Here is a 19000-nt window from a genome sequence, read left to right on the forward strand (position 1 = left end):
TTGCGAGCGTGGATGGACGCTGATGTTTTATCACATCCTGACCTACAGCGCGGATCATGACCGTCGCGTTGCGCCGTTTCTGCGGGGGCGTCTCGCCCCTGTGCAGCTTCGTCGCTATACCGATCTCGATGGCGAGCCCCGCGATAACCATTGGAGCGAGGCTGAGTTTCGCTACGTCTTTGACGGCCCGCTGTGGTACACGTCACGCGAGAGGCGGATCGATCTCGATTTCTATCCGATCTATGATGGCTTCCTCGCCTCAAACAGATTGATCGGGCTTCTTGAGCATCATATTCCGAGCGGGCTTCGCGTTCATCCCGTCGAGATGGTGCATGAAGACGGGCAGTCGAATTCGACGCGAAAAATGAGTTTCTGTCAGATCCGCGACCGGCGACCGGCCTGTGACCTGTCCTGCATGGATATCGGCGGAGCGATCCACCCGGAATTGGCAGGTCCGAATCGGATCCAGACGCTACGGGGCCGGACAGTAGTCGCCTGTGCGCAGAGCATTGTCCTCCAGTCGAATCTGCCACGCTGGTTCGAGGCAACAGACGTTATCCCGTTTGGCTTCCTAGTCGATGACGGGGTGCGGACCGAATGTGAAAAGGCCGATCTTGTCGGTCTCCGCTTCGTTGATCTGCGGGAGGTCGTTATCGTTGACTTCATGCCGAGTGCTTCGAGCGGATATTCGCTGCAGGGCCCGCAATGGCGGCTGCGTGATGATCTGAATAAGTGGCGAGAGATCAACGGTCCGCCGATCCGCGATCAGTTCTTTGATCCATCAAAGCCAGATCCCGAGATCGCGGCTCTGATTGCCAATGCGAAAACAGCCTACGGCAAGCTATGATCCCCTGGTTATCGCGGCTCTTCGCTTCCTTTGGATAGAGTGCGCAAACCAAAAAGGGGCGCAGGGGTGGCGATTACCCCCCGCGCGCCCGGCCAAACCCAAGCTGGGGCTTAGGGGTTCGGCATCTCTGCCTGCTTTGCCGCAAGCAGTTCTCCAGCGGCGCGATCGGCGTCGGTGACGGAAGTCAGCGGCCGCAGCCTGCGCGCCAGCCAGCCGTTCAGGTCGTCCATGACGGTGAACATCACCGGTACGAACACCAGCGACAGCAGCGTCGATGTGATGAGGCCGCCGATCACCGCAATCGCCATCGGCGCGCGGAAGCCGGCATCGGCGCCAACACCGATAGCTGCCGGGATCATGCCAGCCACCATGGCGATCGTCGTCATGATGATCGGCCGCGCGCGGGTGGTGCCGGCCTTCATCAGCGCGGTGCGCCGGTCGAACCCCTCGCGCCTGGCTTCGATCGCGTAGTCGACCAGCAGGATCGAGTTCTTGCCGACGATGCCCATCAGCATCAGGATGCCGATGACCGACGACAGGTCGAGCGCCGAACCCGCGACGATCAGCGCCAGAGCGGCGCCGCCCAGCGACAGCGGCAGCGCGATCAGGATCGTCACCGGCTGCAGGAAGTCCTTGAACAACAGAACCAGCACCGCGGTCACCATCAGCACGCCCGCCAGCACCGCCAGCGCGAAGTTGCGGAACATCTCGGTCATGGCTTCGGTGTCGCCATATTCCTTGAGGCTGACGCCGGCCGGCAACTGCTTGTAGGCCGGCAACTGCTTGATCGCCTCCATTGCGGTGCCGAGCGTGGCCTTGTTGTCGAGGTTGGCTTCGATGGCCACCTGGCGCCTGCGGTCGAGCCGCTCGATCTGGCCTTCCTCGGCGCCGAAGGAGATGTCCGCCACTGACGTGAGCGGAACCATCTTGCCGCCGGAGGTGCCGACGCGCAGCTTGCGCAGCGCTTCCAGGTCGGCTCGTGCGGAACTGTCCAGCAGCACGCGGATCGGCACCTGGCGGGTGCCGAGGTTGAACTGCGCGGAGGCGGAATCGATCTCGCCCAGTGTGGCGATGCGGGCGACGGTGCCGAGCGTCATCGATGACACGCCAAGGCGCGCCGCCTCGTCCGGCCGCGGTTTCACCAGCAGTTCGGGTGCCAGCGGCGGCTCGCTCGACAGCACGTTGGCCAGTTCGGGCAGGCCGCGCATCTCAGTTTCGAGCTTGCGTGCCGCATCCGACAGCACCTGCGCGTCCTCGCCGACCAGGTTGATCGTGACCTCCTTGCCGCCGCCATCCGAGAGGAAGGTGAACTGGATGTCCGGGGTCAATGCAAAGATCGGCCGCACCGCTGCCTCGAAGCCCTTGCGGTCTTCGTTGCGTTCGCTGCGCGGTGTCAACCGGATCAGGAAGTTGGCCTGGTTGACGTTTTCGGAGGTGACCAGCACCGTCTCCACTTCCGGCCGGGCCAGAAGCTGCTTGACGATGCCGTCGGTCACACCTTCGGTCTCGGTGAGCCGGGTGCCGGGCGGCAGCGTCACCTTGACCTGCGACAGGTTGCCGTCGCTGGTCGGCAGGAAGCCGGTCGGCAGCATGGTGAGCAGTCCGATCGAACCTGCGAAGATCACCGCTACGATCGCCAGCGCGGTCTTGCGGTGGTCGAGCGTCCAGGCGAGCAGCGCAGTGTAGGCGGTCGAAATCCTTGACGGTTCCGCGTCATGGTCGACCTGTTTCGCCGGCTGCATCAGATAGGCGGCCATCAGTGGCGTCAGCAGGCGGGCGACCAGCAGCGAGAACAGCACGGCAATGGCGACAGTCAGGCCGAACTGCTTGAAATACTGTCCGACGGCGCCACCGATGAAGCTCACCGGAGCGAAGATTGCAACGATGGTCAATGTCGTCGCAACCACCGCCAGGCCAATGGCGTCGGCCGCCTCGATCGAAGCGAGATAGGGTCGCTTGCCCATATGGATGTGGCGCTCGATGTTCTCGATCTCGACGATGGCGTCGTCGACGAGGATGCCGATCACCAGCGTCAGCGCCAGCAGACTGATCGAGTTCAGTGTGAAGCCGAGCAGGTCCATCGCCGCGAAGGTGGGCAGGATGGACAGCGGCATCGCCAGCGCCGAGATCATGGTGGCGCGCCAGTTGCGCAGGAACAGGAACACCACGATGACCGTCAGCACCGCGCCTTCAACCAGCGCGGTCGAGGCGGCGTCGTAGCTTTCCATCGTATATTGCACGGTCGAGATCAGTTCCTTGATCTCGATATCCGGCGAGCGGGCCTGGATTTCGGCGATACGCGCACGGGCCGCGTCGGCAACGGTGGTGTCGCTGTAGCCCTTGCCGCGCGAGACCGAGAAGCCGACGGTGGATTCGCCGTCCTGTCGTGCGAAGAAGCGGGGCTCTGCCGCGCCGTCGGTGACGGTCGCGATGTCTGCCAGTTTCACCCAGCGCCTGTCTGGCAGCGGCAGGGAGAGCTGCGCCAGCTCTTCCACCGTCTTGACGCTGCCGAGCGCCCGGATGGATTGCTCGCGCCCGCCGATGGTGCCGCGGCCGCCGGGAATATTGGCGTTGTTGTCACGCAGCGCCGCATTGACCTGATCGGCGGTCACGCCGAGTGCCAGCATCTTGTCGGGGTCGAGCGAGACCCGGATCTCACGGTTGACGCCGCCCAGCCGCTGCACTTTCTGCACGCCGCTGACCGCGAGCAACTCGCGGTTGATGGTGTCGTCGACGAACCAGGACAGTTCGACCGGCGTCATGCGCGGCGCCTTGACCGTGTAGTAGAGGATGGCGCTGCCGTCGACGTCGACGCGCGAGATCACCGGTTCCTGGATCGATTGCGGCAGATCCGAGCGGATCTGCTGGACTGCCTCGCGCACATCGTTGGTGGCGCGGTCGGGATCGACGCCGATCTTGAACTCGACCTCGGTGACCGAGGAACCGGTGGTGACGGTCGACTTGATGTGATTGACGCCGGCAAGGCCCGACGCCGCGCCTTCGACGCGTCGGGTGACCTGCGTCTCCAGCTCCGCCGGGGCAGCACTCGACTGCGTCACCGTCACTGTGACGATGGGGAAGCTGACATTGGGATTGGCGTTGATCGGCAGCCGCATGAAGGCGGCGAGACCCGCAAAGGTCAGCACGATGAACAGGACGATGGTAGGGACCGGCTTGCGGATCGCCCAGGCAGAGATATTGCTAGTGTGCATTTTTCATACTCGGTGGTCCTTCCGAAAATCGGTTCCGATTTTCGGGGCCTGTCATTTCTTCACGCTGCCGGCCTGCACCAGGTCGACGACCGTGACGGCGTCGCCTTCGCGCAGGGCCGCGCCGGCCTTGGCGACGATGCGTTCGCCGGGCTCAAGACCGGCGCGGATCTCGACCTTGCCGCTCTTGCGCAGGCCGGTTTCGACCGGTCGGCGCTGCACGCGGCCGTCATTGACGACAAAGACAGCGCAATCGTCGGTCCCACGGCCGTAGACCAGCGCGCTGTCGGCCACGACGATGGCCTCGCGCCTGGCGAAGATCACTTCGGCCTTGCCGAAGGCGCCTACAAACAGTGGCTCCCTGGTGTCGAGCGTGACTTGTGCCGATCCCAGTCGGGTCTCGCGATCTATCTTCGGGGCAACGATGCGCACCTTGCCGTCGATCTCTCCGGTACGGCCGGCGAGCCTCACCCTGACGGGCTGACCGATGGCGAGCGCCGGCAGATCGGCCTCCGGAACCTCGGCGGCGAATTCGACCGCGCCGTCGCGGATAAGGCGGATCAACGGTTCAGCACCGGCCTGCGCACCGGCACGCGCCAGGCGCTCGGAGACCACGCCGTCGGCGGGCGCGCGGACGACGGCGCGCTCGAGTTGCCGCTCCGCTTCGGCACGCTGCGCCTGCGCTTCGGCATTCTCCGCCCGCTGCACGGCAACAGCCTGTTTGGCCACTGCAACGGCGGAAGCGCGGTCCTCATAAGTCTGCTGTGAGATGGTGCGGGTCATTTGCAGCCGTTCGGCACGATCGAGTGCCGACTGGGTCTGCGCCAGCGTTGCTTCCTGCTGGGCAAGGGAGGCCTTGCTGCGCGCCACACGACCGTCCGATTCGCGCAGCTTGTTTTCCAGCATCGCCGTTTCCAGCCTGACCAGCACCTGGCCGGCCTTGACGTGTTCGCCGACTTCCACTTCGACCGCGGCGATGCGCTGGTCCTGCAGGGCGGTTCCCACGGCGATCTCGTCGCGCGCCACCAGCACCCCGGTGAAGGTCAAGGTCCATTCGGCAGGCTGCCGTTCCGCGATGAAGGTGGAAACGGTGCGCTGTGAGAAATCGGCCGTGGCTGCCGCGGCGCCTTCGGCCTGCAGCGATCCGATGCCTGCTGCGCCGATGAAAAGAGATGCCACCGCTGCCCGAACAAAGCGAGAAACGTAACGCATGGGTACTGTCGCCTATATCTGCGGCGTCCCCCGCCGCGCTCACTTATTTATTAGACTAGTCGATCTAATAAACGACTCTATCGGGTGTCAAGGCGCCGAAATGTGCTAATTTCGGCATTGACATGGCCCATATCGCTATTTATTAGACTGAGTAGTCTAGAAATAAAAAGGCGGAATTGAGGCGGAATGCGCAAGGTTGATCCCGAGAGGCATGAAGCGAAGCGCCAGCAGATTTTACAGGCGGCGGTCGCCTGTTTCGCGCGCAAGGGATTCCACCGTACCTCGACCGCGGAAATCTGCGCCGAAGCCGGCATGAGCCCCGGCAATCTTTTCTATTATTTCCCGAACAAGCAGGCGATCATCGCCGCCATCGTGGAGGAGGAGCGACGCCAGACCGCCGACTATTTCGAGGGCACCATTCAGTCGGCGGACCTGTTTGCCGAACTGCTCGACTTCATGGACATCGTGCTCGAGCTCGCTTCCGACCCGACCTATCTCAAGCTGGCGCTCGAGATCGCGGCCGAGGCAATGCGTGACGAAGGGATCGGCAAGCTTGTCACCAAGAACGACAACGAATTGCAGACGGCGCTGAACACGCTGTTGCGCAATGCTGCCGCCCGGGGGCAGGTCGATCCGTCGCTTGACCCTGCCGACAGTGCCCGTTGGATCGCGGCACTCATCGACGGCGTCTTCAGCCGGGTTGCCATCGACCCCGGTTTCAACCCCTTGGAGCAGCGGCCGATGCTGCGGCTCCTGATCACGCGCTTCCTGCGGCCAGGCGCGGCGCCGACGAGCTGAAGTCGGCGATCAAGGCGGCTTCCAGCATTGGAAAAGCCGCAAGTCGCATCCGGTTTTGGAAAGAAACGACGATGCAGATGCAGAAACGCTGGTGGCTGGGTTTTCTCGGCTTCATCGGCCTTTACAAGCTTCCCGACGTGATGGCGGCCTTCAGCGGGCAGGCCAGCGCCTGGGAGTACATCTACCTCTCCTGGCTGATCTGGCTGCTCTATTTCGTGCCCGAGAAAGCGCCGAAGCATGACGCCGCCGCACAGGACAAACAATAAACGTTCATCATCATGGCCGACGACCAAAAGGCACTGCGGCTGGCGCGCACGATCTGGCCTTATACCGGGCTCCAATTTGCCAGCATCACCGTTAATCTCGCCAACGCGATCACCGCGGTGGTCTATCCCTGGCTGGTCTACGACCTCTCGGGCAATGCCAGCTGGATGGGCATCATCGCGGCACTGACGCTGTTTCCGGCCATCTTCGGCTCGGCCTTGGGCGGCATCATCGCCGAGAAGGTCGGTATCCGCCGGATGGCGCTGCTTTCGGTGGCGATGGGGACTGTTGCCGCCATCGCCGCGGCCGCAGCGTATGACGCCGGCCTGCTTACCATTGGATTGCTGGCAAGCCTTGCCTTGCTCGGCGCCATTCTCGACGGGCCGGGCGGCATCGCCATCGAGGCGCGTGTGCCCGAGATCGCCAGGCTGGCGCGTCTGCCCCTGATCCGCGCCAACGCCATAGACGACCTCATCGACAACGGCGCGGCGATCGCCGGGCCGGCGATCGCGGCTTTCCTGGTCGCCGTCGCCAGCACGACGGTTTTGTTGTGGGTTATCGCTGCCATCAATCTTCTGGCCGCCATTCTGGTCGCCGTCAGTGTGCCGCGCTTCCGGCTGCGCCGTATCGCCGGCTCGACGCTCGGCCAGATGAAAGCCGGGCTCAGCTTCATCTTCGGCCAGCCGACGCTGCGTTCGGCGCTGATCCTGGCTGGCATCGGTACGAGCATCTTCGTCGCGGTCGAAGGCATTGCCCTGCCGGCGATCCTGCGCACGGAAGGCAGGTCGGCTGCATTGCTCGGCATGTTCTTGTCTGCGGCCGCCGCCGGCGCGATCGCCTCCAATGTCGCCCTGGCCTTCGCCAGCCAGGCGCCGTCGCTGCGTGGCATCTTTTCTACCGCCTTTGCCGGGCTCGCCGCTGGCGTCGCCCTGCTGCTGTTTGGCCGGTCGGTGCCGATCATGATCGCCTCGGGCGCCATGCTGGGCGTTGCCGCCGGACCGCTGTCGCCGGTCTTTGCCACCCTGTTGCAATCGAGTGTGCCGAAGGACCTGCGCGCCAACGTCATCGGCATCTCGCTGAGCCTGGTGCTGCTGGGCGCGCCGGCGGCAGCCCTCATTGCCGGGGTGGCGTTGGACACTTTCGGTGCGACCGCCGTGTTGGTCGCCTGTTCGGCTTTGCTGTCGTCATGCGCGCTTGCTGCGCTCGGCATGCCGGGCCTGCGCGGGGTGGCGGCCAGCCTTTCGGGCGAAGCGGCAAGGCCAGAGTAGCGCAACGCTTACGCTTGGCGGCTTGCACTTTCGTAGGGGCATTGCCACAAAGTACAATTCCTTTGCCTGATCAAAGCGATATCGTCATCCTTGCTCTATGCGTACGGGGATGATTCATCGTGCGGGGGCAGGCCCGTCTGCAGGCATATGCCTACAAAAGTAGCAGACGGGCTTTCCTTTGTCCGGCGTGCGGCCGGAACGGTCACCGCTTTCCAGTCTGCATCAATATTCAGTATCTCTGCGCTTCGGAGGGGCTGCGCATCCGTCGCTCTTCGACAAAGGGCAGCAGGTCACCGCCGAACAGGTGACGCACTGTTCTCAAAACATTGAATTGCCGCATCAGGTGATATGAACTATTCGGCGACCGCTTGGCGCCGGCCGAGGGGATCATATGGCCACCAGGGATATCTGGCGGCTTCCGGCGTTGGGAGCGTCTCTAACCATTGTCTCAAGGGATATTTCCATGACCAAAGTGGCCGTACTCGTCGGCAGCCTGCGCAAGGACTCTTTCAACCGCAAGATCGCCAAGGCGCTTGCTGCACTGACGCCGGGTCTTGAATTCGACTTCCTCGATATCGGCGCCGTTTCCTTTTACAATCAGGATCTCGACACAAATCCGCCGGCCGATTGGGTGGCCTTCCGCAAACACATCGCCGATGCCGATGCCGTGCTGTTTGCAACCGCCGAATACAACCGTTCTGTTCCGGGCGTGTTGAAGAATGCTGTCGACGTCGCCTCGCGCCCCTACGGCCAGGGCGCACTGAACGGCAAGCCGGCGGCGATCATCTCCACCTCGATCGGTGCTATCGGCGGCTTCGGCTCCAACCATCACCTGCGCCAGTCGCTCGCCTTCCTCAACATGCCGGTGATGGGACAGCCCGAAGCCTATATCGGTGGAGCTGCCAGCTTGTTCGACGAGGCCGGCAACCTGACCAACCAGGGTACCAAGGATTTCCTCATCGCATTCGGCAAGGCGTTTGCGCAACACATCGCCCTGCACGCCAAAAAGTAGCGGCAGGCTCCCTGAAAAGAAAAGGCCGGAGGAAAGATCCGGCCTTTTTTGTCTCGGCTGGGTTGCCTTGGTCAAAACCAGGCGATCGATGGTTTCGTCAGCATGAGCCAGAATATGGCGAGAACGCAGGCGAAGGCCGGCCAGCCGAAAGCGAACCAGATTCGATATAGACGGTAATACCGTTCGGGTAGCGGGCTCGCTGCCTCTGCAGCCTCCCGCGCGAGATCGCGCAAGCGAATTTGGATGACCACCACCGGTAACCAGAATAGTCCGGTGACGACATAAAGAACCAGCGAGAGAACGATCCAGCCTTCGGAAAGCGACCAGCCGAGTTGGTAGGCCAGAAGGGCGCCGGTGACTGGCTGCAGGATGACAGCTGTTGCCGTGAAGATCGTATCGGCTATGACGACCGTGCCTGCGACATGGGCAATCAAATCCGGCCTGAGGCTGCGGTGCGCGACGACCATGAAGAATGCGATGCCCAGGCCCGTGCCAAACAGCACCGTGGCGCCAAGCACATGGGCGAGCCGCAGAAGATCCACCATTGCTCAGCGTTCCTCGATGATGGCGAGCGCGACAACCGCCAGAACGATCTGCGGAATGACCTTCACCAGAACGCCGAGCGGGTCGAGCCAGAGCGAAGGTGCCAGCATGGACGCAGTCGCGAGATAACACAGCGAGAGGCCGATCATGCCAAGCAGAGCCGGGCGAACCGTGCGTCGCGCGGCGGCAGCCAGCCCCAGCCCGATATCCGCAAGACTGGTCGCGAGGGTGAGCAGCATAGCGCCCGCCAGAGGAACACCCACTTTTGTCAGATGAGTGCTGGAGGCATCGAAAAGGGTTAGTGACACCACGCCCGAGACGAACCAGAACAGTGACAGCGTGCCTATGACCAGCGGCTTCAGGAGATAGAGCCGAGCGAACCATAGATCCTGAGCTCCAGCGGGCTGGGCGTGGAGGGTTTCGTCGAGCGTTTTGGGGATGAAGGGCAAATTCACGTCGCCGGTGCTGGTCACCCCACCAGACGCGGCGACCATCGCTGTCGATCGCAAGGGCGAGCGCCATCCAAGCCAGCCGAGCCCATCGGCCAGGCGCGACACCGCCGATGCAACAAATATCGGGACAGCCAGGACAGATGCGGTCGGCAGGCCAAGCCACGCCCGGTGTCGCGCTACGATCTCTGCCAGCGTGAAGGTCTGCGGTGCGGCGACATGCAGATCGCGGCCGGCAGGAATACCGTTCTCCAGCGCCAGGATCACGGCGAGAGTGACGTCGTCCAGCGCAGTCACCTCGATCGGTGCGTCTGCATTCACCAGCGGTGTTACAAGTGGAAAGGCGGCCAACGCTCGCAGCAGCGATGAACCGCCGTAACAATTGCGGCCGATGACGAGTGCGGGCCGCAGGATGACGAACGGTAAACCGGACCGTGTCAGTGCTTCGTCAGCTTCTCGCTTGGTGGCAAGAAATTCTGTTGCTGCAGCGATCCCATCGGTCCGAGCCGAAATCTGCACCACAAGTTTGATGCCGGACCTCACCGAAGCATCATAAAGGGCGAGCATCGCGGTTTCCTGCAATGCCTTTACATCGTCGCGAGCTCCGTCTTGCAAAGCGCCTGCGCAATTGACGACGGCATCCATTCCCTTGAGCAAGGGTAGCCATGCTTCGGCATTGGAAAGGCGGGCGATGTCTGCCTTGCGCCAATCGACACCTGGCATGCGTCGCGATGCGGTAACGATATCACGCCCGATCGCCGCGAGTTCGTGACCGCGCCGCTTCAGCGCTAGCGTTACGGCCGAGCCTATCAATCCGCTGCCACCCAGAATCAAGACACGCATGTCTGTATGATAGCGGGTCACCCGGTGCGGTACAGTTGGGCGCTTTTCCCGTCGGCTGCCCGGCTGACAGGCGCGCCTCGCTCGCTTGTCGCTTCGTCAGCGCCAGATCCGTCAACAGATGCGCGTCCAGCTCACGCAGCGCCGCGCGCTGGCGTAGCCGCGACGATGGAGACTGGGCGAGATAACGCGCCAGTTCGAGGATGATGGTGCAGACTGGCATGGCGATCCCGGCTGGTGTGGTTCGCTATGATCGCGGGATGCAGCCTGCAAAGGAATTCTTGCATAGCTGATACAAAGCATTAGAATTTCTTTGCATGCGCGGGTTAAATCTGGACCAATTGCAAACCCTTCTCGATGTTGTCGAACTGGGCAGCTTTTCGGCCGCCGCTCGAAAGCAGGGGCTGACGCAACCTGCGATCAGCCTGCAAGTGCGGGAGCTGGAGAGACGGCTTGGGGTGAGGCTGATCGAGCGCATAGGTCGCAAGGCACAGCCGACGGCAGCGGGCATCGAGCTTTCCTTGCACGCCGAACGTATTGGTGCCGCGGCAGATGCCGCGCTGGACGCGATGGCGGGTCATGCCAGCAACCAGCCTGGCCGTGTTCGCATCGGCACCGGCGCCACGGCCAGCATTCATCTGCTGCCACCGGCGTTGAAAGCGTTGCGGGAACGCTTTCCCACAATGGAGATCACGGTGAACACCGGCAATGCGGCGGCGATCGTCGAGGCCGTGCAGGAAAACCGTATCGACATCGGACTTGTGACCTTGCCGGTCTCCGGCCGTTCGCTCGACATCAGGCCTCTGGTCGAGGACGAATTCGTCGCGGTTTTTGCCTCCGGCGCGCCGATACCGGTCGAAACGACACCCGAAACCCTTTCCGCCTTGCAACTCGTATTGTTCGAGACCGGCGGCAATGCCTACCGTCTCGTCGAGGGCTGGTTCGCGGCGGCGGGTATCCGCATGAAGCCTGCGATGTCGCTGGGCAGCGTCGAGGCAATCAAGGAACTGGTGGCGGCGGGGCTCGGCTGTGCGATCCTTCCCCGGCAGGCCGTGGACAACGAGCGGGACGCCAGGCGTTTCGGCATCAGGCAGCTGTCGCCGCCGCTTTCGCGTACTCTGGCCATGGTGCTGCGCACGGACAAGCTGCGCGACCGGGGGCTGCGCGAAACCGTGAAGGCTTTCGAGAGACTGGCAAAGTAGTCTCCGGTGGCAGCTATGTGACCAATGGGGTCTTGCCGTTAGCGACAGAATCTCCTTTGTCTCGGCCATGGAACTTTCACCCCAACAGGATGAGGCGCTGAAGGCGGTTACACGCTGGCTGAAAGTCGGCCAGCCGCAGGTCTTTCGTCTGTTCGGCTATGCGGGCACCGGCAAGACGACGCTGGCGCGTTATTTTGCCGAGCATGTCGATGGCCAGGTGCAGTTCGCGGCTTTCACCGGCAAGGCCGCGCAGGTGCTCCGTTCAAAGGGAGCGGTCAATGCCCGCACCATCCATTCGCTGATCTATCGCCCGCGCGGCGAAGAGGCCGTGGAGGACGAAACCACCGGCAAGACCTCGATAAACCCGACCTTTTCGCTCAACCGCCAGAGCCCGATCGCCAAGGCGGCGCTGGTGATCATCGACGAGTGCTCGATGGTGGACGAGCAGCTCGGACGCGATCTGCTGTCCTTCGGTACGCCGGTGCTGGTGCTGGGCGATCCGGCGCAGCTGCCGCCAATCTCCGGTGGCGGCTTCTTCACCGAGCATGAACCGGACTATCTGCTCACGGAGATCCATCGCCAGGCGCGCGACAACCCGATCATCCGACTGGCACTCGACGTGCGCGAGGGGCGTGAGTTCATGCGTGGTGATTATGGCGCCGCCCAGGTCATCGGCCGCGAGGAGGTCAACCAGGATCTTGTGTTGAAGGCCGATCAGGTGCTGGTCGGACGCAATCAGACCAGGCGGCGCTATAACCAGCGCCTGCGCGAACTGAAGGGTTTTACCGCAGACTACCCACAGGCCGGCGACAAGCTGGTCTGCCTGCGCAACGATCCGGCGAAGGGGCTGCTCAACGGTTCTCTATGGAAGGTGATGACATCTTCGCGCGAGACGGTGAAACCGGGTATCAATCTGCTGGTCTCGCCGGAAGAGGACGATCCCGATCGCGGAGTCGCCAAGATCAAACTGCTCAAGGTGGCTTTCGAGAATCCGGAAGAGGAGATTTCCTGGCAGCAGAAGAAACGCTTCGACGATTTCGACTTCGGTTATGCGCTCACCGTGCACAAGGCACAGGGTTCGCAGTGGAACGAGGTCGTGCTGTTCGACGAGAGCTTCGCCTTCAAAGAGACACGTCAGCGCTGGCTTTATACCGCCATCACCCGTGCTGCAGAGCGACTGACGGTTGTGCGCTGACCTGAGGACCGACGTGCGGCCACCTCACGCTGGCCAGGCAACGATTTCGAATAACACTGCCGTTGCATCGTCGCTTACCTTGAAGCGTGGATATTGCTGCCCGTCGGGATCCTCGTCGCGTTCGATGCGGCGCAGCTCTTTCATCAACTCGTGCAGACCGTGTTCTCCGGCGGTCCGGATCAATCCGGCGCCGTCATATCGCCCATATTTGTCTGCCAGAGCGGAAAAACCGTCAGTGCACAAAAGTCCGCGTGCCGGCAGGGCAGGGCCGAACCGGCGGATGGAAAGATGGGCGGCGGCGTCCGGCGCGCTGCCCAGCGTCCACACTGCGCCGCCGGGCTGGTTGTGGCGCGCCCGCGACCGACGCAGGGCTTCACGCACCACAGGCTCCTCGGCAAGCGAGCGCCAGGCGGCCAGGCCGCCAGCTTGTGCCACGGCGCGGCGCGCACCTTCGCTTTCCGCCTTGCTGTAGTCTCCATTGGTCTCGAACGCCGTGCCATCCGCGCCAGCCAGGAACAGCCGGCAATCGCCGAGACCGTAGACAGCCAATTCCCGGCCTTCCATGCGCACCAGTTGAAAGCTCGCTGTCGGCAGAGCCCAGGTTTCCAACGTGTCCCCGGCGGCGACTTCGACGATTCTTTGCCGGACACGCATGTTCACGTTGCGCACCACATCGGCGATCGGGTTGGTCATGTGGATTTCCGCTTCGAAAGCCTGTGCCGCAAAGACAGCAAGCCAAGCGGCGTCAGACGTGGCGTCGAGCAGGAGCTTGCCGCCGAGCCCCGTGGCGCCATCGATGACGAAAGCGCAAGCGGCGTTGCCACCGGCGATATCCTCATTGCGGCGAGCCGCGTTGCCGGGATCGGAAAGCGAATCGAGAATGCGCAGTGTCGGCATGGGAATCCTTGAGATGCTGCTCATCTTGCCTATCCAGCCCGAGCACGCAATCGAAAGCGGAAGGCTGGAACAGCCGAAAAGGATGTTGGTTTCGCCAGCGCTGGGCTATAGGTTCTGCCGCCCGCAACCGCCTCAAGGCCGACCATGCCCGCCAAGCTTTCCGTGAACCTCAATGCCATCGCGTTGCTGCGCAACCGTCGTGATCTGCCTTGGCCAAGTGTGACGGGTCTCGGTCGCGTTGCGCTTGCAGCCGGTGCGCATGGCCTGACCGTGCATCCGCGGCCCGATGAACGTCATACCCGTCATGCCGATTTGCCGGAGCTTCGCGCGCTGATCGACGACGAGTTTCCCCGGGCCGAGTTCAATATCGAAGGTTACCCGACCGAGGATTTTCTCGAGCTTGTGGAAAAGAACCAGCCCGAGCAGGTGACTTTGGTGCCGGACGATCCTGCACAGGCGACCTCGGATCATGGCTGGAACTTTGTCGAGCAGGCTGATTTTCTTGAACCCATCGTCAGACGTCTGAAGAAGGGCGGTTTCCGCGTTTCCCTGTTTTCTGATCCCGATCCCTCCGGTGCAACAGTGGCGCGTGATATCGGTGCTGATCGCATCGAGCTCTATACCGGCCCCTACGGCGGTTACCATTCCGATTCGGAAAAAGCAGCCAAGGAATTGGAAAGGCTAGGAAAAACGGCGGATGCGGCGATGGCTGCCGGGCTCCAGGTCAATGCCGGGCACGATCTGGTGGTGTCCAATTTGCCGCCCTTGGTGAAGCGCATCCCGGCGCTGGCGGAAGTCTCGATCGGACATGGCTTGACAGCCGATGCGCTGGAGTATGGCATGGCAGGCACGATAGGGCGGTTCCTGAAGGCGTGCGGGTGGTAGAGGCGATTTGTTCGAACCCGCGAATGTCAGCGTCATGACGCCGGGGCACTTGATATTGCATTGCGGCAAGCGTAGAGCACCGCGCGCTTGAAACGGAGTGTCACCGATGGCCGCTGCCAACCATGGCGCTGAGGCTGAAGGAACCGAACTGCCCGAGCATTCAGGGGTTGAGCAGCACAGCACCAAGGTGTTGATGCTGGGTGCTCTCGGTGTCGTCTATGGCGATATCGGTACGAGCCCGATCTATGCTTTCCGCGAAGCGCTGGTCGCTGCGTCCGGCAGCGAACTGTCCAAGCGCGAGGATGTGCTCGGCGTCCTGTCACTGGTGATCTGGGCGCTGACCATCATCGTCACCATCAAATACATCATGTTCGTGCTGCGCGCCGACAACCGCGGCGAGGGCGGCACGCTGTCGCTGATGGCGCTGGCGCGCGCCACGTTTCAGAAGCGCTCTGCAATCGTGCTTGGCATCGGCATGGTCGGTGCTTCGCTTTTCTACGGCGATGCCGTCATCACGCCGGCAATCTCGGTGCTGTCGGCCGTCGAAGGCATGAAGGTGGTCACCCCGGCGTTTGATCCCTATGTCGTGCCGCTGACGCTGGTGATCCTGGCGATCCTGTTTTCGGTGCAGCGGTTCGGCACCGGCAGCGTTGCCCTGATCTTCGGGCCGATCACCGCACTCTGGTTCCTTGCGATTGGTGTTTCCGGCATCGTCCACATCATCGACGATCCGGAAGTCCTGCTGGCGATCAATCCGTATTACATCGTGCATTTCCTCATCAATTCACCGGGCGTTGCCTTCGTCACCGTGGGTGCGATCTTCCTGGCGGTGACGGGCGCGGAAGCGCTTTATGCCGACCTCGGTCATTTTGGCCGCAAGCCGATTGTGCTTGCCTGGCTCTGGGTCGTCTTCCCCAGTCTGCTGCTCAATTACGCCGGGCAGGCTGCCTATGTGTTGGCGCGAGGTGGAGAAATTGGCCATCCGTTCTTCGAAATGAACGAAGGCTGGGCGCTGATCCCGATGGTGGTGCTTGCGACCGCCGCGACCGTCATCGCCAGCCAGGCGGTGATTTCGGGTGCTTTTTCGCTGACCCGCCAGGCCGTGCAGCTCAACATGCTGCCGCGTCTTGAGATCCAGCATACGTCCGAGAAACAGTCTGGCCAGATCTACATGCCGCGCGTGAATTTCATCCTGGCGATCGTGGTCATGTTGCTGGTTGTCGGCTTCCAGCAGTCGAGCTCGCTGGCCTCAGCCTATGGTATTTCCGTGACCGGCAACATGCTGGTCACGACCGTACTGCTGTTCGTGATCATGACGCGTATCTGGAAATGGCACCTCGGTGTCGCCGTGGCGCTGACGGCGCTATTTGCGTTCATCGATGTCGGCTTCTTCGTCTCCAACATCGTCAAGGTGTTCGAAGGCGGCTGGGCTTCGCTTGCTGTTGCATTCTCGGTGGTGCTGGTGATGTGGACCTGGGTGCGCGGCAGTCGCTATCTCTTCGAAAAGACGCGCCGCAACGAGATCCCGCTCGATTTCCTCGCCGGCAATCTGCTGAAGAAAAAGCCGCAGGTGGTTGCCGGTACGGCCGTGTTCCTGACCAGCGATCCGCTGAGTGCGCCGACCGCGCTCATGCACAGCCTCAAGCACTACAAGGTGCTGCACGAGCAGAACGTCATCCTGTCTGTGGTGACGGCGCCGCAACCGGTCGTGCCTGACAGCGAACGCGTCAAGATGGAGGCCATCAACGAGCTGTTCATGCGGGTTTCGTTGACCTTCGGCTACATGGAGCAGCCCAACATCCCGAAGGCGCTGGCGATATGCCGCAAGCAGGGCTGGAAGTTCGATATCATGACGACGTCGTTCTTCCTGTCGCGTCGGTCGCTGAAGGCTTCGCCAAATTCGGGCATGCCGTTGTGGCAGGACAGGCTGTTCATCGGCCTGGCGCGTACCGCCGCCGACGCGACCGAATACTTCCAGATCCCGACAGGTCGTGTCGTCGAAGTCGGTACGCAGGTGACGATCTAAGGATGGTCAGGCCGTGACCGAGGTCGCGGCCTTCAGGGCCGCGATCAGTAGGCGCAGTCGATCATCCAGCCTAAGACATCGGGGCGACGGATCACCGCGTTGACAGTCGCAGCCGGAGCGACAACTCTCGGTCGTGTTTCCACGAGGGTTACCATGCACGCCTTGTTCAAACGCTGTGCGGTTCTGGTTGGCGTTATCGTCACGGCCGTCTGGCCATTCAACGCCATCGCCGGTGAAACGGTGGTGACTTTGGAAAACGGCATCGTGGGTACGCTCAACCTGCCGGATGGCGCCGGCAGGGTGCCTGCGGTGTTGATGCTGCACGGCTTTGCCGGCAGCCGCGATGAGGTTGCTTCCATATACAAGCGCGAGGCGGAGGCTCTTGCCGCCACAGGTATCGGCTCGATGCGCATCGATTTCCGCGGCTTCGGCGAAAGCAACGGCAATGCAGAAGACCTGACGGTCGACAGCCAGCTGCAGGATGCACTCAGCGGTCTCGCCTTCCTGAAGGGCAATCAACGCATCGATGCGGCGCGGTTGGGCGTGCTCGGATTCAGCCTTGGCGGCGGCATTGCCATCCTGGCCGCGGACCGTCTGCCGGCTACCGTCAAGTCGCTGGCGACCTGGTCGTCGGTCGGCGATTTCCACAAGGACATGGTGGGTGACGTTGGCCAAACGGCTTTCGACAAGGCTGCCAGCAGGGGGGTCGCCGTCATCGACTTCGGCGATCACCAACTGGTGTTGAAGAAGGATTTCTTCGATAGCCTCGACCGGTTCCCGCTCGCACCGGCCATTGCCCGTTATTGCGGCGCCTATCTCGCCATCGCTGGCGATGCCGATTTTTCTGGAGCCTATGTCGAGCCTTTCGTGGCGTCTTCGGCGGCAAATCCCAAGGAGGCCCTGGTGCTGCCGGGCGAAGATCACATCTACCATGCGCTCAGCTTCTTCAGCAGCGGCGTCGAGCCGGTCATTGCCAAGACCGCCGACTGGTTCTCCAAGACGCTGTAGCCACGCATGGGTTTGCCTCTCGACATTGCGATCGCCGGTAGCGGTCCGGCAGGGCTCGCCGCGGCGCTTTATCTTCATCGCGCGGGTCACCGCGTCACCATCTTCGAGCGCTTCAGGGAGCCGTCGCCTGTCGGCTCCGGCCTGATCCTGCAGCCGACGGGGCTGACAGTGCTTGCCGATCTCGGCCTGCTGGATGCCATCCTTGCGCTTGGCAACCGCATTGAACGCCTGCACGGCGCCGACGCCGCGAGCGGCCGCACGGTACTCGATGTGCGTTACAACGCCCGGCCGGGTGGACGCTTCGGCCTCGCCGTGCATCGCGCGGCTCTGTTCGGCGTGCTCCATCGTGCGGTGGACGATGCCAACATCGGCATCGAGACCGGCGTCGAGCTGGCAACGCTGGAAATTGATCAGCAGGCCCACCTGGTTGGAGACAACGGGCGCAGGATCGGCCCCTTCGACCTGATTGTCGATGCTTCCGGCTCCCGCTCGAAGTTGCGGCACCATGCTGCGACGCCGGCGGAACCGCGTCCGCTCGCCTATGGTGCGTTCTGGGCTTCTCTCGGCTGGCGCGGCGAGGGCTTCGACGAACACGCACTCACCCAGCGCTATGATCGTGCCTCGGTCATGATTGGCGTGTTGCCGATCGGTCGCTCAAGCCTTGGCGGCGAGAAGATGGCGGCTTTCTTCTGGAGCCTCAAGCCGGCCGAGGCCGAGGTTATACAAGCGAGAGGGCTGGAGGCATGGAAGGAGCGGGTGCTTGCGTTGTGGCCGGAGTGCGCATCCTACCTCGCGCAGATCGACAGTTTCGACCAGCTGACGCTCGCTCGGTATGGCCACCATACCCTTAAGCGCCCAACTGGGCGGCGGTTGGCCGTCATCGGTGACGCCGCGCATTCAACGAGCCCGCAGCTTGGTCAGGGCGCCAATATGGCGTTGCTCGATGCCGCCGCGTTGAACCACGCGCTGAAGACGTGCAGCCACATCGAGGATGCACTCGCGTCTTATGCCAGCACACGGCGGCGTCACGTGCGCATCTTCCAGATGCTTTCCCTGATGTTCACGCCCTTCTACCAGTCGGATTCGGTGTTTCTGCCGTTCATGCGCGACCGGCTGGTCGCCATCGCGGCTCGCATGCCGCCCATGCCGCAACTGCTGGGCTCGATGGTGGCCGGAACGATGGTCGACCCGTTCCGGTTGATCGGCTTGACCGAACAGGACTGGACCAGGCTTGGCCTGACTGCTGCGAAGGCAGGATCGTGACAGGGCTTTGTTTATGCTGGGGCACTGCAAAATGGACAGGTTGGCTGTCATGAACTAGGTTGCCGTCAAGCAAACCATTCAT

The 19000-nt window shown here is 62.6% G+C and carries 16 protein-coding genes; 11 read left to right on the plus strand and 5 right to left on the minus strand.

The genetic code is table 11. From position 1 onward, the window contains the following. Positions 1–22: 22 nt before the first annotated feature. Positions 23–847, plus strand: a complete 825-nt coding sequence (locus ACFWYE_RS00220) for a hypothetical protein (protein ID WP_379108870.1) — start codon at positions 23–25, stop codon at positions 845–847. Positions 848–957: 110 nt separating this feature from the next. On the opposite strand, the gene ACFWYE_RS00225 is transcribed toward ACFWYE_RS00220, so the two are convergent. Then, on the minus strand, positions 958–4059 hold the full coding sequence (locus tag ACFWYE_RS00225; RefSeq protein WP_379108872.1) for an efflux RND transporter permease subunit: 3102 nt from the start codon (positions 4057–4059) through the stop codon (positions 958–960). A 51-nt stretch (positions 4060–4110) separates the two neighbouring features. After that, on the minus strand, positions 4111–5268 hold the full coding sequence (locus tag ACFWYE_RS00230; RefSeq protein ID WP_379108874.1) for an efflux RND transporter periplasmic adaptor subunit: 1158 nt from the start codon (positions 5266–5268) through the stop codon (positions 4111–4113). A gap of 186 nt (positions 5269–5454) precedes the next feature. On the opposite strand from ACFWYE_RS00230, the gene ACFWYE_RS00235 reads away from it, so the two are divergent. From ACFWYE_RS00235 to ACFWYE_RS00250, 4 genes are all read left to right on the plus strand, one after another. Then, entirely contained in the window at positions 5455–6066 is a 612-nt protein-coding gene (locus ACFWYE_RS00235) for a TetR/AcrR family transcriptional regulator (protein WP_379069479.1), read from the plus strand. 71 nt (positions 6067–6137) lie between these two features. Further along, positions 6138–6332, plus strand: coding sequence for a hypothetical protein (locus ACFWYE_RS00240; protein ID WP_379069482.1), 195 nt, complete (start codon positions 6138–6140; stop codon positions 6330–6332). 12 nt (positions 6333–6344) lie between these two features. After that, positions 6345–7598, plus strand: a complete 1254-nt coding sequence (locus ACFWYE_RS00245) for an MFS transporter (RefSeq protein WP_379108875.1) — start codon at positions 6345–6347, stop codon at positions 7596–7598. Between the two features lie 463 nt (positions 7599–8061). Next, positions 8062–8610 carry an NADPH-dependent FMN reductase gene (locus ACFWYE_RS00250; RefSeq protein WP_379069488.1) on the plus strand — a complete coding sequence of 183 codons (549 nt, stop codon included), beginning with the start codon at positions 8062–8064 and terminating at the stop codon, positions 8608–8610. Between the two features lie 71 nt (positions 8611–8681). Here the strand turns inward: ACFWYE_RS00250 and ACFWYE_RS00255 are convergent, their stop codons facing one another. Both ACFWYE_RS00255 and ACFWYE_RS00260 read right to left on the minus strand, forming a co-directional pair. Further along, the gene (locus ACFWYE_RS00255) at positions 8682–9155 is read right to left on the minus strand and encodes a DUF2269 family protein (RefSeq protein WP_379069491.1); all 474 of its coding nucleotides are present in this window, start codon (positions 9153–9155) and stop codon (positions 8682–8684) included. Positions 9156–9158: 3 nt separating this feature from the next. Then, complete coding sequence (locus tag ACFWYE_RS00260) at positions 9159–10445, minus strand: SDR family oxidoreductase (RefSeq protein WP_379108876.1); 1287 nt, start codon at positions 10443–10445, stop codon at positions 9159–9161. Between the two features lie 314 nt (positions 10446–10759). Here ACFWYE_RS00260 and ACFWYE_RS00265 point away from each other — a divergent pair, with 314 nt between their 5' ends. Continuing rightward, positions 10760–11644: a LysR family transcriptional regulator gene (locus ACFWYE_RS00265; RefSeq protein ID WP_379069497.1), complete on the plus strand. Its 885-nt coding sequence runs from the start codon at positions 10760–10762 to the stop codon at positions 11642–11644. Positions 11645–11711: 67 nt separating this feature from the next. After that, positions 11712–12839 (plus strand): ATP-dependent RecD-like DNA helicase, encoded by a 1128-nt coding sequence (locus ACFWYE_RS00270; RefSeq protein WP_379108878.1) that lies wholly within the window; start codon positions 11712–11714, stop codon positions 12837–12839. Positions 12840–12863: 24 nt separating this feature from the next. Here the strand turns inward: ACFWYE_RS00270 and ACFWYE_RS00275 are convergent, their stop codons facing one another. Next, entirely contained in the window at positions 12864–13760 is an 897-nt protein-coding gene (locus tag ACFWYE_RS00275; RefSeq protein ID WP_379108880.1) for a hypothetical protein, read from the minus strand. Between the two features lie 120 nt (positions 13761–13880). On the opposite strand from ACFWYE_RS00275, the gene ACFWYE_RS00280 reads away from it, so the two are divergent. The 4 genes from ACFWYE_RS00280 to ACFWYE_RS00295 all read left to right on the plus strand — a co-directional run bounded on the left by ACFWYE_RS00280 (position 13881) and on the right by ACFWYE_RS00295 (position 18918). Next, on the plus strand, positions 13881–14621 hold the full coding sequence (locus tag ACFWYE_RS00280; RefSeq protein WP_379108881.1) for a pyridoxine 5'-phosphate synthase: 741 nt from the start codon (positions 13881–13883) through the stop codon (positions 14619–14621). A 106-nt stretch (positions 14622–14727) separates the two neighbouring features. Beyond that, the gene (locus tag ACFWYE_RS00285; protein WP_379069506.1) at positions 14728–16647 is read left to right on the plus strand and encodes a potassium transporter Kup; all 1920 of its coding nucleotides are present in this window, start codon (positions 14728–14730) and stop codon (positions 16645–16647) included. A 153-nt stretch (positions 16648–16800) separates the two neighbouring features. Beyond that, on the plus strand, positions 16801–17655 hold the full coding sequence (locus ACFWYE_RS00290) for an alpha/beta hydrolase family protein (protein WP_379108883.1): 855 nt from the start codon (positions 16801–16803) through the stop codon (positions 17653–17655). Positions 17656–17661: 6 nt separating this feature from the next. Further along, positions 17662–18918, plus strand: coding sequence for an FAD-dependent oxidoreductase (locus tag ACFWYE_RS00295; protein WP_379108885.1), 1257 nt, complete (start codon positions 17662–17664; stop codon positions 18916–18918). Positions 18919–19000: the final 82 nt, after the last annotated feature.

The organism is Mesorhizobium sp. NPDC059025 (genome assembly GCF_042739655.1).
Taxonomy (GTDB): Bacteria; Pseudomonadota; Alphaproteobacteria; order Rhizobiales; family Rhizobiaceae; genus Mesorhizobium.

Bases quoted from the DNA above. Each gene is read 5' to 3' on its own strand.
- ACFWYE_RS00255 (WP_379069491.1), bottom strand. From the start codon at position 9,155: ATGGTGGATCTTCTGCGGCTCGCCCATGTGCTTGGCGCCACGGTGCTG.
- ACFWYE_RS00265 (WP_379069497.1), top strand. From the start codon at position 10,760: ATGCGCGGGTTAAATCTGGACCAATTGCAAACCCTTCTCGATGTTGTC.
- ACFWYE_RS00245 (WP_379108875.1), top strand. From the start codon at position 6,345: ATGGCCGACGACCAAAAGGCACTGCGGCTGGCGCGCACGATCTGGCCT.
- ACFWYE_RS00230 (WP_379108874.1), bottom strand. From the start codon at position 5,268: ATGCGTTACGTTTCTCGCTTTGTTCGGGCAGCGGTGGCATCTCTTTTC.
- ACFWYE_RS00225 (WP_379108872.1), bottom strand. From the start codon at position 4,059: ATGCACACTAGCAATATCTCTGCCTGGGCGATCCGCAAGCCGGTCCCT.
- ACFWYE_RS00270 (WP_379108878.1), top strand. From the start codon at position 11,712: ATGGAACTTTCACCCCAACAGGATGAGGCGCTGAAGGCGGTTACACGC.
- ACFWYE_RS00275 (WP_379108880.1), bottom strand. From the start codon at position 13,760: ATGAGCAGCATCTCAAGGATTCCCATGCCGACACTGCGCATTCTCGAT.
- ACFWYE_RS00280 (WP_379108881.1), top strand. From the start codon at position 13,881: ATGCCCGCCAAGCTTTCCGTGAACCTCAATGCCATCGCGTTGCTGCGC.
- ACFWYE_RS00260 (WP_379108876.1), bottom strand. From the start codon at position 10,445: ATGCGTGTCTTGATTCTGGGTGGCAGCGGATTGATAGGCTCGGCCGTA.
- ACFWYE_RS00295 (WP_379108885.1), top strand. From the start codon at position 17,662: ATGGGTTTGCCTCTCGACATTGCGATCGCCGGTAGCGGTCCGGCAGGG.
- ACFWYE_RS00220 (WP_379108870.1), top strand. From the start codon at position 23: ATGTTTTATCACATCCTGACCTACAGCGCGGATCATGACCGTCGCGTT.
- ACFWYE_RS00235 (WP_379069479.1), top strand. From the start codon at position 5,455: ATGCGCAAGGTTGATCCCGAGAGGCATGAAGCGAAGCGCCAGCAGATT.
- ACFWYE_RS00285 (WP_379069506.1), top strand. From the start codon at position 14,728: ATGGCCGCTGCCAACCATGGCGCTGAGGCTGAAGGAACCGAACTGCCC.
- ACFWYE_RS00250 (WP_379069488.1), top strand. From the start codon at position 8,062: ATGACCAAAGTGGCCGTACTCGTCGGCAGCCTGCGCAAGGACTCTTTC.
- ACFWYE_RS00290 (WP_379108883.1), top strand. From the start codon at position 16,801: ATGCACGCCTTGTTCAAACGCTGTGCGGTTCTGGTTGGCGTTATCGTC.
- ACFWYE_RS00240 (WP_379069482.1), top strand. From the start codon at position 6,138: ATGCAGATGCAGAAACGCTGGTGGCTGGGTTTTCTCGGCTTCATCGGC.